At 69.1% G+C, this 14,800-nt stretch carries 14 protein-coding genes and 2 tRNA genes; 6 read left to right on the top strand and 10 right to left on the bottom strand.

Going from position 1 to position 14,800, the window contains the following annotated elements:
- Positions 1 to 34: 34 nt before the first annotated feature.
- Positions 35 to 1,153, bottom strand: a complete 1,119-nt coding sequence (locus HMPREF0321_RS03390) for a TDT family transporter (RefSeq protein ID WP_050786458.1) — start codon at positions 1,151 to 1,153, stop codon at positions 35 to 37.
- A gap of 84 nt (positions 1,154 to 1,237) precedes the next feature.
- Between HMPREF0321_RS03390 and HMPREF0321_RS03385 the strand changes: the two genes are divergently transcribed.
- On the top strand, positions 1,238 to 2,173 hold the full coding sequence (locus HMPREF0321_RS03385) for a LysR family transcriptional regulator (RefSeq protein WP_040014406.1): 936 nt from the start codon (positions 1,238 to 1,240) through the stop codon (positions 2,171 to 2,173).
- A gap of 3 nt (positions 2,174 to 2,176) precedes the next feature.
- Here HMPREF0321_RS03385 and HMPREF0321_RS03380 read toward each other — a convergent pair whose 3' ends face one another.
- The 3 genes from HMPREF0321_RS03380 to lepA form a co-directional block, all read right to left on the bottom strand.
- The gene (locus HMPREF0321_RS03380) at positions 2,177 to 2,656 is read right to left on the bottom strand and encodes a hotdog fold domain-containing protein (RefSeq protein WP_006944161.1); all 480 of its coding nucleotides are present in this window, start codon (positions 2,654 to 2,656) and stop codon (positions 2,177 to 2,179) included.
- A 94-nt stretch (positions 2,657 to 2,750) separates the two neighbouring features.
- Positions 2,751 to 3,587 (bottom strand): tRNA (guanosine(46)-N7)-methyltransferase TrmB, encoded by an 837-nt coding sequence (trmB, locus tag HMPREF0321_RS03375; RefSeq protein WP_006944325.1) that lies wholly within the window; start codon positions 3,585 to 3,587, stop codon positions 2,751 to 2,753.
- Positions 3,584 to 5,425 carry a translation elongation factor 4 gene (gene lepA / locus HMPREF0321_RS03370; RefSeq protein ID WP_006944299.1) on the bottom strand — a complete coding sequence of 614 codons (1,842 nt, stop codon included), beginning with the start codon at positions 5,423 to 5,425 and terminating at the stop codon, positions 3,584 to 3,586. Before lepA ends, trmB begins: the two co-directional genes overlap by 4 nt.
- Positions 5,426 to 5,763: 338 nt before the next feature.
- Here lepA and HMPREF0321_RS03365 point away from each other — a divergent pair, with 338 nt between their 5' ends.
- A complete protein-coding gene (locus HMPREF0321_RS03365) occupies positions 5,764 to 6,357 on the top strand; it encodes a rhomboid family intramembrane serine protease (RefSeq protein ID WP_006944274.1) in 594 nt (197 codons plus the stop codon).
- An 80-nt stretch (positions 6,358 to 6,437) separates the two neighbouring features.
- Here the strand turns inward: HMPREF0321_RS03365 and HMPREF0321_RS03360 are convergent, their stop codons facing one another.
- Positions 6,438 to 7,682: an MFS transporter gene (locus HMPREF0321_RS03360; RefSeq protein ID WP_006944205.1), complete on the bottom strand. Its 1,245-nt coding sequence runs from the start codon at positions 7,680 to 7,682 to the stop codon at positions 6,438 to 6,440.
- 170 nt (positions 7,683 to 7,852) lie between these two features.
- On the opposite strand from HMPREF0321_RS03360, the gene HMPREF0321_RS03355 reads away from it, so the two are divergent.
- Positions 7,853 to 8,482: a type II toxin-antitoxin system PemK/MazF family toxin gene (locus HMPREF0321_RS03355; protein ID WP_006944316.1), complete on the top strand. Its 630-nt coding sequence runs from the start codon at positions 7,853 to 7,855 to the stop codon at positions 8,480 to 8,482.
- 106 nt (positions 8,483 to 8,588) lie between these two features.
- Here the strand turns inward: HMPREF0321_RS03355 and HMPREF0321_RS03350 are convergent, their stop codons facing one another.
- Positions 8,589 to 9,065 carry a GNAT family N-acetyltransferase gene (locus HMPREF0321_RS03350; RefSeq protein WP_006944311.1) on the bottom strand — a complete coding sequence of 159 codons (477 nt, stop codon included), beginning with the start codon at positions 9,063 to 9,065 and terminating at the stop codon, positions 8,589 to 8,591.
- Positions 9,066 to 9,242: 177 nt separating this feature from the next.
- Here HMPREF0321_RS03350 and HMPREF0321_RS03345 point away from each other — a divergent pair, with 177 nt between their 5' ends.
- The 3 genes from HMPREF0321_RS03345 (at position 9,243) to HMPREF0321_RS03335 (ending at position 13,055) form a co-directional block, all read left to right on the top strand.
- Positions 9,243 to 10,580, top strand: coding sequence for an acyl-CoA dehydrogenase family protein (locus HMPREF0321_RS03345; protein ID WP_006944273.1), 1,338 nt, complete (start codon positions 9,243 to 9,245; stop codon positions 10,578 to 10,580).
- A gap of 64 nt (positions 10,581 to 10,644) precedes the next feature.
- Positions 10,645 to 11,928 (top strand): acyl-CoA dehydrogenase family protein, encoded by a 1,284-nt coding sequence (locus HMPREF0321_RS03340; protein ID WP_006944322.1) that lies wholly within the window; start codon positions 10,645 to 10,647, stop codon positions 11,926 to 11,928.
- A 263-nt stretch (positions 11,929 to 12,191) separates the two neighbouring features.
- Entirely contained in the window at positions 12,192 to 13,055 is an 864-nt protein-coding gene (locus tag HMPREF0321_RS03335; protein ID WP_006944256.1) for an MFS transporter, read from the top strand.
- 217 nt (positions 13,056 to 13,272) lie between these two features.
- On the opposite strand, the gene HMPREF0321_RS03330 is transcribed toward HMPREF0321_RS03335, so the two are convergent.
- The 4 genes from HMPREF0321_RS03330 to HMPREF0321_RS03315 all read right to left on the bottom strand — a co-directional run bounded on the left by HMPREF0321_RS03330 (position 13,273) and on the right by HMPREF0321_RS03315 (position 14,613).
- A tRNA-Ala gene (locus HMPREF0321_RS03330) sits at positions 13,273 to 13,345 on the bottom strand.
- 296 nt (positions 13,346 to 13,641) lie between these two features.
- Positions 13,642 to 13,714, bottom strand: a tRNA-Ala gene (locus tag HMPREF0321_RS03325).
- Positions 13,715 to 13,810: 96 nt separating this feature from the next.
- Positions 13,811 to 14,299, bottom strand: a complete 489-nt coding sequence (locus HMPREF0321_RS03320) for a DUF4442 domain-containing protein (RefSeq protein WP_006944176.1) — start codon at positions 14,297 to 14,299, stop codon at positions 13,811 to 13,813.
- The gene (locus HMPREF0321_RS03315) at positions 14,296 to 14,613 is read right to left on the bottom strand and encodes a hypothetical protein (RefSeq protein ID WP_006944245.1); all 318 of its coding nucleotides are present in this window, start codon (positions 14,611 to 14,613) and stop codon (positions 14,296 to 14,298) included. The genes HMPREF0321_RS03320 and HMPREF0321_RS03315 overlap by 4 nt, the downstream gene beginning before the upstream one ends.
- Positions 14,614 to 14,800: the final 187 nt, after the last annotated feature.

The raw sequence follows: 14,800 nt of genomic DNA, 5'->3' as shown, positions 1-14,800 counted from the left end.
GTCCATCCCTGCCGCGCCCAGCTCATCGCCGCGTTCAGGCGTGACGCAGAGCGCGCTGGTGACATACCGCGAGCAGCGAGCTGATCGCGCAGACGCTCCAGGTGCCGAGCAGGAAGAGATACAGCGCCGCACCGGCCCAGGTGAAGATCGCGTGGTGCGAGCTGCGCCCCAGCATCGTCGAGCCGAGCACGAGCGTGCCGACGGGGAACGTCATGCCCCACCAGCCTGGGCTGAACGGCATGCGCTTCGTGAAGCCACGCACCGTCATGGCGAGCGCCCAGGCGACGAGCGGCACCCCGATCGTCAGCACGACGTAGCCGTAGACGTGCCCGGCCTGGGTCACCGTCGTCGCGAACGGGCCCTGCAGCATCGACGCCGACTGCCTCGCGATGGCCTGCGCAGCCGCCGTCGACTGCCCGACGACGCCGAGCGGCAGCCACGCGGTGATCGACGCCGCGAGCGGCAGCGGCTCGACGAGCCAGTGGTGGCGGTAGGCGATCGCGAAGATGATGACCCCGAGCACGAGCGCAACGAAGAAGCAGGCCGCGCTCGCGAGCAGCACCCACACGCGCGCCTGCGGGTCGCTCAGCCAACCGACGATGCCGGCGCCGGCGGTCGCCGAGACCATCGGCGGCACGACCGCCAGACCCCACGCGGTCGTCGGTGTGCTGGGGTCGGCGACGAGCAGACGGGCCGGCACGGCGACGGCGGTGGCGAGGCCGATGACGGTGCCGACGACCCACAGGACGAGGTCGGCCCGCCAGGCTGCGTCCCTCAGGCCCGCGGAGATTGTCGGGAGCACCGCCGATGTCGCCGAACCGACGGCCAGGACGCCCATCGAGACCATGCCCCACTGCGCCATCGCGACGGGGTTCGCGATGCTCGCACGCAACGCGTCGCGGTCACGAGCGATACGGACGACGAACGCGGCGGTGAGGGCGACGAGCAACGTACAGGCGATGAGCCAGAACACCACGGCGAGCAGGTGACCGAACGGGATGACGTCGGTGCGCAGTTCGCTCAGCGTCGCCAGGATGGCGCTGCCCATGACACTGCCGTACCAAGCCGGCGACGCCGCGGGCACCGTCGTGTTCGCGAAGAACGAGCCGGTGGTGCGGTGAGGCATGACGTCGGTGGCGGTGGCTGTGCTCATGGGTTCCATGCTCCCGCCGTGTCGGCTCGCCCGGTAGCCCTATATCCGGCATGGGGGTATGCGTTTCGCATATAGGCTGGAGTGGTGACGACCTGGCCCGACCTCGCGACGCTCGAACTGCTCGTGGCACTCGCCGATGAGGGCTCGCTCAGTGCGGCCGCCCGACGCTGCGGGGTGGCGCAACCCAACGCGAGTCGCAGCATCGCCCGGCTGGAGCGCGGGCTCGGCCTGTCGCTCATCCATCGCGCGACGACCGGTGCCCGCGTCACGACCGACGGCCTGCTCGTCGTCGAATGGGCGCGCGCGACGCTCGAGGCGGCGCGCGCCCTCGAGACGGGAGTCGCGGCACTGCGCGCTCGTACGCAGGCGCCCCTCGTCGTCATGGCGAGCCAGACGGTCGCCGAACACCTGTTACCGGGATGGATCGCGGGGTGGCAGCACGCCGCGGGTGGCGCGGGCGCCGGTGGCGCTTCCCCTCACGACCCATCGCTTGGCGAGACGCGCGGCATCTCGGTAGCCGTCGGCAACACGACGGAGGTGCTCGCCGCGGCACGCGGCGGTGAGGTGGATCTGGGGTTCATCGAGGGCCCCGGCGCTCCGCGCGGGTTGAACTCCGTCGTCGTCGCGCATGACGACCTCGTCCTCGTCGTCGCGCCGCAGCATCCGTGGGCCGCGCGCTCACGTGTCCGCGCCGAGGAACTGGCGGCCACACCGCTCGTCGCGCGCGAGTCGGGCTCGGGCACGCGGGTGGCCTTGCGCCGCGCCCTCGCGCCGCTCGATGTCGCTCCCCCGGCGCTCGAGCTGGCGAGCAACGCCGCCGTGCGGGTTTCCGCCGCGGCCGGGACGGCTCCCGCCGTCCTCAGCCGGCTCGCTGTCGACGACGCGCTGCGTGCGGGCACCCTCGTGGAGGTCGGCGTCGACGGCGTCGACCTCACCCGCAACCTGAGGGCCGTCTGGGCCGGCCCACGGCGGTTGACGAACCCCGCCGCCGCGGCGCTTCTGGCCACGGCGGCGGGGTGAACGTCACTTCTTCTTCTTGGCCGAGACGTAGATCGGGATGATGCCCTCGACGGCGACCGTGCCGTCCTTGACGAGGCGCCCCGTCACCTTGACGTCGACCTGGAACGGCGGCTCCTTGTCCCAGTCCTCCGGCGTCGTCTCGGCGACGCACTCGATGTCGCCGGGCGTCTTCGCGACGTAGTCGAGCGTGATGCCCTTGGGGATCCAGCGCATGTCGTCGGGCGTCGTCGCCTCCGCGAGCAGGCCCGTGGCGCACTCCATGCCGTTGGCGATGGCGATGGCGTGCACGGTGCCGATGTGGTTCTGCACACCCCACCACTTCTTGATCTTCACGACGCCGCGGTGCGGTTCCATCGTCTGGATCATCGGGGCGATCGTGCGGAAGTAGGGCGCCTTGAGCGCGAACGCGGCCGAGAACGCTGCGCGCCCCGCCTTGTCGTTCTTCGCGGTGAGCTTCTTGTACATGCCGTAGACCTGATTCATGGCCCCAAGGTTACCCGCGAGTATCGGCGTTCGCGCCCGATCAGCCGCGCCGGGGACACCGAGCCCGAACGCCGTGGGGACCGCGCGGCACCGCTCAGTTGGCTCGCTTCACCTCGAGGTCGCGCACGATGCGCTCGACCTTGAGACCCTTCGTCTCGAAGCGGGTCGTCGTGCGGCCCTCGAAGCGCGGCGCGAACCCTCCGCGCGCGCCCTCGGGATCGACGTGGGCGTCCCCGGCGTCCGCGAGGCGCCCGGTCCACGGGTTGGTGAAGCGCGGCGACGCCTCGACGACGTCACGCATGTGCCAGGCATAGTCGGCCCAGTCGGTCGCGAGGCGCCAGGTGCCGCCGGGCACGAGGACGTCGGCGACGACGTCGGCGAAGCCGAGCTGCACGAGACGACGCTTGTGGTGCTTCGTCTTCGGCCACGGGTCGGGGAAGAACGTCCACACCTCGTCGACACTGCCCGGCGCGAAGAGCCGATCGAGCGCTTCGGAGGCGTCGATCTCGATGAGACGCACGTTCGTCACGCCCGCGTGGACGGCCTTCGAGATCGTCTGCGCGATGCCGGGACGCCACACCTCCAGAGCGATGAAATCCGTCTCGGGGTGCTCGAGCGCTGCATGGACGATCTGATCCCCCGCGCCCGAACCGATCTCGACGACGAGCTTCGCCCGGCGTCCGAACACCTCGGCGATGTCGAGCCGGAAACCATCGACGGGCTCGGTCGTCCCCGGCTTGCGGGGAACGTCGAGGACGTACTGCTCACCGTTGTCACTCAGCGCACGATGGTGACGCTCCGGCATCCGGCCGCCGCGGCGCGTGAACGAGCGCGTGCGTGCGAGTGGGCGCGGCCCGACCTGCGGGTGCTCCCCCGCGCCCTCCGACGGCTGGCCGGACGTCGCACCCGGAACGTAACCGGGCTTGCTCACTTCTTCTTCTCCGCCGACTCGCCCTGGCTGAGCGCGGCGATGAAGGCCTCCTGCGGCACCTCGACGGAACCGACCATCTTCATGCGCTTCTTGCCCTCCTTCTGCTTCTCGAGCAGCTTGCGCTTGCGGCTGATGTCGCCGCCGTAGCACTTGGCGAGCACGTCCTTGCGGATGGCGCGGATGTTCTCACGGGCGATGACGCGCGTGCCGATGGCCGCCTGGATCGGCACCTCGAACTGCTGACGCGGGATGAGCTCCTTGAGCTTCGTCGCCATCATCGTGCCGTAGGCGTACGCCTTGTCGCGGTGCACGATGGCGCTGAACGCGTCGACGGTGTCGCCCTGCAGCAGGATGTCGACCTTGACGAGGTTGGCGCTCTGCTCCCCCGCGGGTTCGTAGTCGAGCGAGGCATATCCGCGCGTCTTCGACTTGAGGGCGTCGAAGAAGTCGAACACGATCTCCGCGAGCGGCAGCGTGTAGCGCATCTCGACGCGCTCCTCGGACAGGTAGTCCATGCCGAGCAGGTTGCCGCGACGGGCCTGGCACAGCTCCATGACGGCGCCGATGTACTCGCTCGGCACGAGGATCGTCGAACGCACGACGGGTTCGGTGATGTCGGCGATCTTGCCCTCGGGGAACTCGCTCGGGTTCGTCACCTCGCTGACGACGCCGTCGTCCGTCGTCACCTGGTAGACGACGTTCGGCAGGGTCGAGATGAGGTCGAGGTTGAACTCTCGCTCGAGGCGTTCACGCGTGATCTCCAGGTGGAGCATGCCGAGGAAGCCGACGCGGAAACCGAACCCGAGCGCTGCCGACGTCTCCGGTTCGTAGACGAGCGCCGCGTCGTTGAGCTTCAGCTTGTCGAGGGCGTCACGCAGGATCGGGTAGTCGGAACCGTCGATCGGATACAGACCCGAGAACACCATGGGCTTCGGGTCGGAGTAGCCGCCGATCGCCTCGGACGCGGGATTCGCGGCGTTCGTGACCGTGTCACCGACCTTCGACTGGCGCACGTCCTTCACGCCGGTGATGAGGTAGCCGACCTCGCCGACGGACAGGCCCTTCGTCGGGATCGGCTCGGGAGAGTTGACGCCGATCTCGAGCAGCTCGTGCGTCGCGCGCGTCGACATCATCTCGATCTTCTCGCGCGGGCTGAGCCGGCCGTCGACGACGCGCACGTACGTGACGACGCCGCGGTAGGTGTCGTAGACGGAGTCGAAGATCATGGCGCGGGCCGGCGCGTCGGCGTCACCAACGGGGGCAGGCAGCTTCTCGACGATGACGTCGAGCAGTTCCTCGACACCGACGCCCGTCTTGCCGGAGACCTTGAGCACGTCCTCCGGTTCGCAGCCGATGAGACCGGCGATCTCCGCGGCGTACTTCTCGGGCTGCGCGGCCGGCAGGTCGATCTTGTTGAGGACCGGGATGATCGTGAGGTCGTTCTCCATCGCCAGGTACAGGTTGGCGAGCGTCTGCGCCTCGATGCCCTGCGCGGCGTCGACGAGCAGGACGGCGCCCTCGCACGCGGCGAGCGAACGCGACACCTCGTAGGTGAAGTCGACGTGCCCCGGCGTGTCGATCATGTTGAGGCAGTAGGTCGTACCGTCGAGCTCCCACGGCATGCGCACAGCCTGGCTCTTGATCGTGATGCCGCGCTCGCGCTCGATGTCCATGCGGTCGAGGTACTGCGCACGCATGGCCCGATCCTCGACGACGCCCGTCTTGCTCAGCATCCGGTCGGCGAGCGTCGACTTGCCGTGGTCGATGTGCGCGATGATGCAGAAGTTGCGGATCTGCTCCGGCGGCGTCGCGGCGGGCTCGAGTGCCTTGCGGGCCATGGGTGACAACGTGATACCTCGAAGTTCGTCGGGTCGGTGTTCGCCGCCGCGCGCCCTGGAGGCGGCGATGACGCATCGATCTGCGGCCGCCCGTCGCGCCCCGCGAGGAGCACACCGGCGACCCTTCATTCTTTCACGCCCCGACGCCCCTGCCGCACGCGTCACGTACGACGGCCGACGCGACACGTGCATCCAGCGCACGCGAAGAGAGCCCCACTACGATGCGAGACAGATACGCGTCGATCGGGTGTCGTCGAGCACGCGTTGTCGAACCGACGACGCATCACCCACGCCATACCGGTGGACCCGACGAGCCACTCCCCACAGGAGGCCAGCCCATGGATCTCGACAGCACCCTTCGCCCCGCGGCAGAGCGCGTCAAGCAATCCGCCGTCGTCTCCGCACTGATCGTCGCCGCGCTGTGGATCATCGAGGCCCTCGACGTGCTGACGCACCACGCCATCGACGCCGCCGCCTCCCTGAAGGCCTGGGAGGTGAGCGACCTGTGGTCGATCTTCACCATGCCGTTCGCACACTACGGGTGGGCTCATCTCGAGGCGAACAGTGCGTTGCTGCTGCCGCTCGGGTTCGTCCTCGCCCTCAGCGGCCTGGCCGTCCTCGCGCGTGTGACGTTCATCGTCACGTGCACGTCGGGGCTCGCCGCGTGGCTGCTCAGCCCGCCGTACACGGCCGTCGCTGGTGCCTCGGGCGTCGTCTTCGGGTGGCTGACGTACCTCATGGTCCGAGGATTCTGGACGCGCCGCTGGCCCGAGGTCGTCGTGGGGCTCGTCCTCGCCGTCGTCTACGGCAGCGTGCTGTGGGGTGTGCTTCCGCAGAGCACCCACGTTTCGTGGCAGGGTCACCTCGGTGGCGCGATCGGCGGTGTTCTCGCCGCGAAGCTCGTCAGCGATCGGACGGCGTCCTCAGGCTGATCCGCACGGCCCGAGCGTGCCCACGATGACGGCAGAGCTGGGCGAATCAGCGCGGCCACCTCGCGCCACCAGGGGCGCGCTCAGCCTGCGACGGCGGCGCGGCGCGACGTCCATGCCGAGACCAGCGTGATGACGGCGCCCGCCGCCGCGAGCACGGCACCGACGCGCGAGCACCACTCGTACCCGAGCCCCGCGTCGAGGACGACGCCGCCGAGCCAGGCGCCGAGGGCGTTGGCGGCGTTGAGCGTCGCGTGGTTGAGAGCGGCCGCGAGCGACTGGCCCTCGTGGGCGACGTCCATGAGCCGCGTCTGGATCATCGGCACCATGATCGTCGGCACGCAGCCGAGCAGGAACACGAACACGACCGCGCTGACCTTGTTGTGCGCGGCGAAGCCGAAGAGCGACAGGATGATCGCGATCGTCACGAGGCAGCCGAAGATGCCGCGCATGAGCCCGCGCATGGCGACGCGTTCGGACAGGAACGCACCCGCCGTCATGCCGATGCCGTAGATGACCAGGATGACCGGCACGACGGCGTCCGAGAAGCCGGTGAGCTCCGTCATCGTCGGCGCGATGTAGCTGAACGTCGAGAACATGCCGCCGAAGCCGACGACACCGATCGCGAGCGCGAACCACACCTGCGGGCGCGTCAACGCCTTCAGTTCACCGGTGACGGACGTGACGCCCAGGGAGCCCTGGTGCGGGATCCACAACCACACCGCAACGACGGTGAGCAACGCGATGACGGCGACGAGGGCGTACGGCCACTGCCAGCCCAGATGCTGCCCGAGCCACGTCGAGACGGGCACGCCGACGATGTTCGCCACCGTCAGGCCAGCGAGCATCATCGACACGGCCCAGGTGCGCCGGTGCTTCTCGACGAGGGTGGCCGCGACGACGGCGCCGATGCCGAAGAACGCGCCGTGCGGCATGCCCGCGACGAAGCGCGCGAGCAGCAGCATCGGGTAGCTCGAGGCGAGCGCCGAGCCGATGTTGCCGACGAAGAACGCGACCATGAGTCCGAGCAGGACGTTCTTGCGCGGCACCTTCGCGAACAGCATCGTGACGAGAGGCGCACCGACGACCACGCCGAGCGCGTACGCCGACACCGCGTGACCGGCGCTCGGAATCGAGATGCCGAGACCCCGCGCGATCTGCGGCAGCAGACCCATCGTGACGAACTCCGTCGTGCCGATGGCGAAACCGCCGAGCGCCAGCGCCAGGATCGCCAGACCGGCTCGCGGGTAGCTGCCGTGGCGGTTCGAGCGTTCGGCGTCGACGGCCTCGTCGTCGCAGATGTCATGCAGCGCGGTTGCTTCGGTCACCGATCCATTCTTCCGCACCCGTACCCCTACCCCGAGCCGCTGAGGGGGTGCGCACGGCGTGCGTTTCATCACCCGTCGTCACCTGCGTCCGTCGTTCGTGTGAGAGCGCAACCGGGCGGCCGGCGCGTGCCCCGCACCCGGCGCTCGCCCGGACGGGCTACGTTCGGACCATGAACCTGCGCACCGTCGCCGTCCGCCTCTCCCGCGCCCTCGCACGTGGGGGCATGAATGCGCTCCTCGACCCCGAACGCCGTGGAACGTCGTCCACGCGGCGCCGCGCCGACGCCACGGTCGGGCCCGACGGACGCCGCGCGGGTGCACCGACGTCGCACCGTCACGACGACGCGCCCAACGCTCGTCCGGCCGGCTCTGCGCACCCGTATGGTGGCGACTGGACGGCCCCGCTACCCGCGACGGCCTATGCGCCGCATGACGACGGGCATCCCGATCCGGGTGAGGTCGTGTGGGCGTGGGTGCCGTACGAGGAGGACCACTCGCAGGGCAAGGATCGTCCGGTTCTCGTCATCGCCCGGCACCCGGAGCTGGAAGACGTCGTCCTCGCGCTTCCACTGACGAGCAAGGATCACGACCGTGACGCCGCGCAGGAAGCTCAGGCGGGGCGTCACTGGATGGACGTCGGCTCCGGCGCCTGGGACAACCGCGGACGACGCAGCGAGGTGCGCCTCGACCGAGTCCTGCAACTCGACGTCACCAGGGTGCGACGCGAGGGTTCACACATCGACGAGCAGACGTTCGACGCCGTCGTCGCCGCCGCCCGCACCCGCTCCCTGGGCCGCTGAGCACCCGCCCCAACGGCGAATCCCGTCCACATCGGCGATTGTCGTCCACCTCTGCGAAGCTCGGTCACATTCGCGCGACGTCATCGACGCAGCGGGCGGCCGAGAGTCACAACGCCATCGACAGGTGCTGGAACGGCCCTTCGTCGCTGAAACCGGCCTTGCGGTAGAGCGCGTCGCCGCTCTCGGTGGAGAACAGCGAGACCCAGCCGGCCTCCTGCTCGCGACACCACTGCAGTGCGGCGTCGAGCAGTGCCGTGCCGCAGCCGCGGCCGCGGAACTCGGCGTCGGTGCACATGTCGCCGACGTACGCCGAGCGACCCGAGCCGTCGGGGCCGGGCAGGTGCTGTTCGACGGTCGCCGTCACGCACGACGCGAGCGGCGAGCCGGGGCCCGCGCCCTCGACGCGGTCGATGACGAAGCACGCGTACCCGTCGGAGGCGAGCAGCTGGCGCGCGACGCGGGCGCACCGTTCGCGCCACGCGTCGTCGAGTTCGATGTCGAAGGGCCACCCGTCGATCATGAGCAGCGCCTTGAGGCGCACGATCTCGGGGACGTCATCCTGGGTGGCGCGGCGAATGTTCACGATCCGCACCCTAGCGCGGCACGCCCCGGAGCGGGTCGTCCTCGCCCGCACGCCAGTCCCCGGTTACCGATACCGCGCGTACCTACGTTCAGGTAACCTCGGCTTCAGCCGCGTGTCACGCCGCCTCGAACGGCGCTCGCACACCCCGACGCACCGTCACTCACGGAAAGGGCCGAGATGACTTCGACCACCAACCAGGCCTCCCTCGCCGACAAGGGCCAGGCCATCGCACTGCGCCTTCTCGCCAAGGCCGGCGGGCACGATCTGCTCAAGAACCCGGCGATCCGCTCCAAGGTCGAGCGTGCCCTCTACCAGGGCAGCAAGTCCGGTTTCAAGGCTCAGACGGTGGCCGGGCGCGCCTTCACCAAGAAGGCCGGCTCGGGCGACGCGGCACGCACCGCCCCGACGAAGCCGCGCCGCGAGTTCGACCTGACGCCCACCGAGGATCAGGAGACGATCGCCGCCGTCGCCGCCGAACTGGCCGACGAACTGCTGCGTCCCGCCGCGGCGAAGGCCGACGCGGAGCGCGCCCTGCCCGACGAGATCCGTGCGCAGGCCACCGAGATGGGCCTGACGCTCGTCGGCGTCCCGGCCGAGCTCGGCGGCATCGCCGAGGAGCGCAGCGCCGTGATGACGGCCCTCGTTCTCGAGCAGCTCGCCCGCGGCGACATGGGCCTCGCCGTTGCGATCATGGCACCGGCCGCCGTCGCGACCGCCATCGCGGGCTACGGCACGTCCGCGCAGCAGGAGACCTACCTGCCCGCCTTCACCGACGAGAAGAAGCCCGCCGTCGCCGCGCTCGCGCTCGCCGAAGCGGGCCCGCTCGCCGACCCGCGCACCCCCGCGACGACGGCCACCCGGGACGGCGCCGACCTCGTCATCACCGGCGAGAAGGCGCTCGTGCCGTGCGCCGATGCCGCCGAACTGTTCGTCATCAGCGTCATGCTCGACGGCGCCGCGCGCCTCGTCATCGTCGAAGCCGGCACCGAGGGCCTGACGACGAGCGACGAGCCGGCGATGGGCGTGCGCGCTGCGCACACCGGGCGCCTGCACCTCGCCGGGGTGCGCGTGCCCGCCGAGAACCTGCTCGGCAAGGCTGACGACACCCTCGATGCCATCCGCCGCTCGCGCCTCGCGTGGGCCGCCCTCGCGTGCGGCACCGGCCGCGCCGTGCTCGATCAGGTCAGGCAGTACGTCGTCGAGCGCAAGGCCTTCGGTGAGCCGATCGGTCACCGTCAGGCCGTCGCGTTCACCGTGTCGAACATCGCGATCGAACTCGATGGGCTGCGCCTCGTCACCCTGCGCGCCGCGGCGCGTCTCGACGCCGGAGACGACGCCGGTGCCGCCGAGACCATCGCTCACGCCCGCGCGCTCGTCGGGACGCACGCCACGCAGATCGGCTCCGACGCCGTGCAACTGCTCGGCGGACACGGCTTCGTCAAAGAGTTCGACAACGAGCGTTGGTACCGCGACCTGCGCGGCGCCGGCGTCCTCGAAGGTGGCGTCAGCGTCTGAGCTGGCCGCTCCGCTGCGCCACCACCCCTCCTCTTTCCGCGTCTTTTCAGCAAAGGACCCAATGATGATCGACCTCGAGATCCCGAAGAAGTTCGTCCCCCTCGTCAAGCAGGCCGGTTCGATGGCCGACGAGGTCTTCCGCCCCGTCAGCCGCAAGTACGACCTCGCCGAGCACACCTACCCCGCCGAGCTCGACCTCGTCTCCGCCCTCATCGACGGCATGACCGACTCGGGTGCGAGCAACGGCGCGGGCGCCGCCGGTTCCACGCGCGCCAAGGACGGCACCGACCAGGCCCCGGCCAGCACTGACGCCGACGAGGCGACGGGCGTGACGAAGCCCGCGTCCGGCAAGAAGGCCGGCAAGGTCAACAAGAACGGCGCCAACATGAGCTCGGCGCTGTCGATCATGCAGACGTGCCGTGGTGACGTCGGGCTGACGCTGTCGATCCCGCGTCAGGGCCTCGGCAACGCCGCCATCGCCGCCGTCGCGAACGACGAGCAGAAGGAGCGCTACGGCAACCGCTGGGCTGCCATGGCGATCACCGAGCCCGACACCGGCTCGGATTCGGGCAACATCCGTACGACCGCGACGAAGGACGGCGACGAGTACGTCCTCAACGGCGAGAAGATCTTCGTCACCTCCGGTGAGCGCGCCGAACTCGTCGTCGTATGGGCGACGCTCGAGCGTTCGCTCGGCAAGAAGGCGATCAAGTCGTTCGTCGTCGAGCGCTCCAACCCTGGCCTCAAGCTCGTGCGTCTCGAGCACAAGCTCGGCATCCGCGCCTCCGACACGGCGGCGTTCGTCCTCGAGGACTGCCGTGTGCCCGCGAACGATCTGCTCGGTGACCCCAAGATCCGCACCGAGGGCGGCTTCGGTGGCGCGATGCAGACGTTCGACAACACGCGCCCCCTCGTCGCGGCGATGGCCGTCGGTCTGACGCGCGCCTGCCTCGACTTCACCCGCACCGCCCTCGAGAAGGCCGGCCACGGCCAGGACTGGGACGCACCCGTCGCCGCCCAGACGTACGCCTCGGCGCGCCTCGTGCAGATGGAGGCCGACTACGAGTCGGCGCTACTGCTGACGTTGCGTGCCGCGTGGATGGCCGACAACGGCAAGCCCAACTCGATGGAGGCGTCGATGGCGAAGGCGAAGGCGGGCCGCACGTGCGTCAACGTCGCGCTGCAGTGCGTCGAACTCGTCGGAGTCGACGGCTACGCCGAGAGCGAGCTGCTCGAGAAGTGGGCGCGTGACGCGAAGATCCTCGACATCTTCGAAGGCACGCAGCAGATCCAGTTGCTCGTCGTCGCTCGTCGCCTGCTGGGTCTGACAAGTGGGCAGCTGAAGTAATCTCGCTCCCCTTGTCGATCATCGCCCGGAAACGCCTCGTCCCTGACGCGTTTGCGGGCGATGATCGTTCGGCGGGGCGCACTGCGCGCGGGGCGGCGGCCTTCTCACCAGAAGCATCGCTCGTGAAGTTGAATCGTGAAGTGACCCCCGGTGTCACAGCCATACGAGACATGGGTCAGATTGTGGTGTGACCACCTGATGCAGCCTCTTCGCGAACGCCAAGTGCCGCGCGCTGTTCATCTCTCGGATGCTGCTCATGGTCAGTGCCGTCATGGGGGACGTTCGCGCTGGGCGTCATGATGTTCGACCAGACGCACTCCCCCTTGTTGACCGCGCTGGTCATGTTCGGCCGGCCACTCGTCCAGCTCGTCACGTCGCGCTACCTGCTCGCCTCGAGCGACCTCCTGCGCCCGCGCACCGCCATGATGATGACGGGCGTCGTCGCCGCCTGCGTCGACAGCATCCAGGTCATCCCGTCACTGCCGTGGTGGATGCGCTTCGTGCTCGTCGCCGTCATGCACTCCGCCCTCGCCGCGACCATCGCGCTGCTGTCGGACATCGTGCCCAAGGAAGCGTTCGTCCTCGGGCGCGCAACGCTCAACATGACGGTGAGCACCGTCCAGGTCGTCGGCAACGCCCTCGGCGCCATCCTGCTGACGTGGGTGGCCCCCACGAACCTGTTCCTCATCTCCGCCGGCGCGGCCGTCGTCGCCGTCATCGGCACCCGCATCGGCCTGCAGGACTACCGGCCAACGACTCCTGCTGCCGCTGCGCCCGCTGCTCGCCGCACCGTTCCTCGTGTTCGCCCCCTCCACCCGCCGATCGTGCTCGCCGCGCTTTTGGGCGGCCTCGCCGCCATCGGCTACGCGGCCGCCCTGCCCCTGCAAGAACGCCTCGTCGTATCCATCGACCTCGCCACCAAGGGCCAAGCCTTCGGCCTGCTCAGCACAGGCACCATGGTCGGCCAAGCCGCCGGCGCGCTGCTCATCGGAGGCATCGCCGATGTTGTCGAAGCCGCTGCCGCGATGACGATCGCCCCTGTGCTCGCCATCATCACGTCGCTGATACTCATGCCGGCGCTGCGCGGGACGATGCCTGCCGATGACAAAGCCGTGGCGATGGCGTGACGATGGGCTCACGCGGCGTGGCGGCGAGGTTCACGCGCTTCGCGCGTCGTGGCGTGGCGGCGCGAGGTCCAAGCGCTTCGCGCGTCGTGGAGCTATGGGGACTCCGTCGGGCTCGCTAGCGCTCGCCCTCCTCCTCGAGTCACAGAGTTCAACAGAGATAGAGAAAGACCCTCACCGAACGAAAACCGTGTACGGTGAGGGTCTTTATCTGTCTCGGTGGAGCTATGGGGATTCGAACCCCAGACCTCTTCCATGCCATGGAAGCGCGCTACCAACTGCGCCATAGCCCCGTGACCCACTCACGTGAGCACTCGCAGAACGTTACCTCCTCGACGCAGCAAGTCCAACTCGAGTTCACCCCGATGCGACGACTCCTCAGGGTCACGCGCTGCGTGCGTGCACCGCTGGGGCGTCGCGCGTCCCAGCGTCGCGCAGGCACACGGGCTTCGCGCGTCGGACCTATGGGGACTCTGTCGGGCTCGCTGACGCTCGCCCTGCTCCTCGAATCACAGAGTTCGATCAAAGACAGAAACAGAGGACCATTCAGACGAAAAGCGTGTCTGGGTGGTCCTCTGTTTCTGTCTTGTGGAGCTATGGGGATTCGAACCCCAGACCTCTTCCATGCCATGGAAGCGCGCTACCAACTGCGCCATAGCCCCGCACTCACCTCGTGAGCAACCCGTGTACCTTAACCGGCCGGTCACCCACGAAGCAAATCACCCGCACGCACGCCGCGAACCTCGACCCGCGAACGGTCACGCCGCCTTCGGACGCTTCTTGCGCACATACACGAGGCGCCTCGCATGCGCGACGACCGTGCCGTCAGCCAACGTCAGATCACACTCGAACCAGCGCAACACCTTCGACCCGTCAGCGGCCTGCGCACGGATCTCCTCGACGATGTCCTTGGGCATCTCGTACACGCCGTACACCGTCGATGTGCCCGGCGAACGGAACTCGATCTCACACGCCTGATCCCACACGAGATACTCCGGACCCAACTGATGCATGAGCAGCAACGGGAAGAAGGCATCCGTCATCGCGTTGATCGACCCACCGAACGCCGTGCCGTTCTGGTTGCGATTCAGCCGATTGAGCTTGAGTTCGACGCGCGCTTCGCTCCAGTCGTCCGAGAACGACTTCACCCGCAATCCCATGCCCACCAGCGGCGGGTAGAAGTTCATGAGCCGCCCGAACGTGCGCGGCGACATCCGCTTGCGCTCGCGCCCCGCGTGCCGACTCATCGCCGCACCTCGTCCCCGCGACGGGCCTCGTCCGCACGGCCCGCGACGGGCACACCCACGAGATGGTTGATCGCCGGTGAGGCCAAGCCCATCCCGACACCACCGAGGATCGGCGGCAACCACGCCCCGAACGCGTCGTCGAGGACGCTGTCAGGAAGGAGGGACCGCGCCACGAGAATGACGGCGACGAAGGCCACCAACCCGAGCGCGAGAGCCGCGAGAACGCGAAGCCACTCCGGGCGCCCCATCGGTCGAGAACCACCCTCGATCCCCAACCATCGCTCCATCGACGTGCTGCTGCCGTGCTCGCTCACTTGAGCCTCTCTCCTCGTCCGCGTGCGATCCGCCCTGATCATGCCACGCCTGACGCGGCGCCGACGGCCCCTTCACGAGGTTGCCCCACCCCCACTCCGCCGCGAGCACCAAGCCCGGAAACCGAGACATGAATGCCGATCCGCCGACACGGCAAGACGCGGCCGCACCACAGAGCCCACGAGCCCG

It is taken from the genome of Dermacoccus sp. Ellin185, assembly GCF_000152185.1.
Classification (GTDB): domain Bacteria; phylum Actinomycetota; class Actinomycetes; order Actinomycetales; family Dermatophilaceae; genus Dermacoccus; species Dermacoccus nishinomiyaensis.
This window is presented reverse-complemented; position numbering and strand designations above follow the sequence as displayed.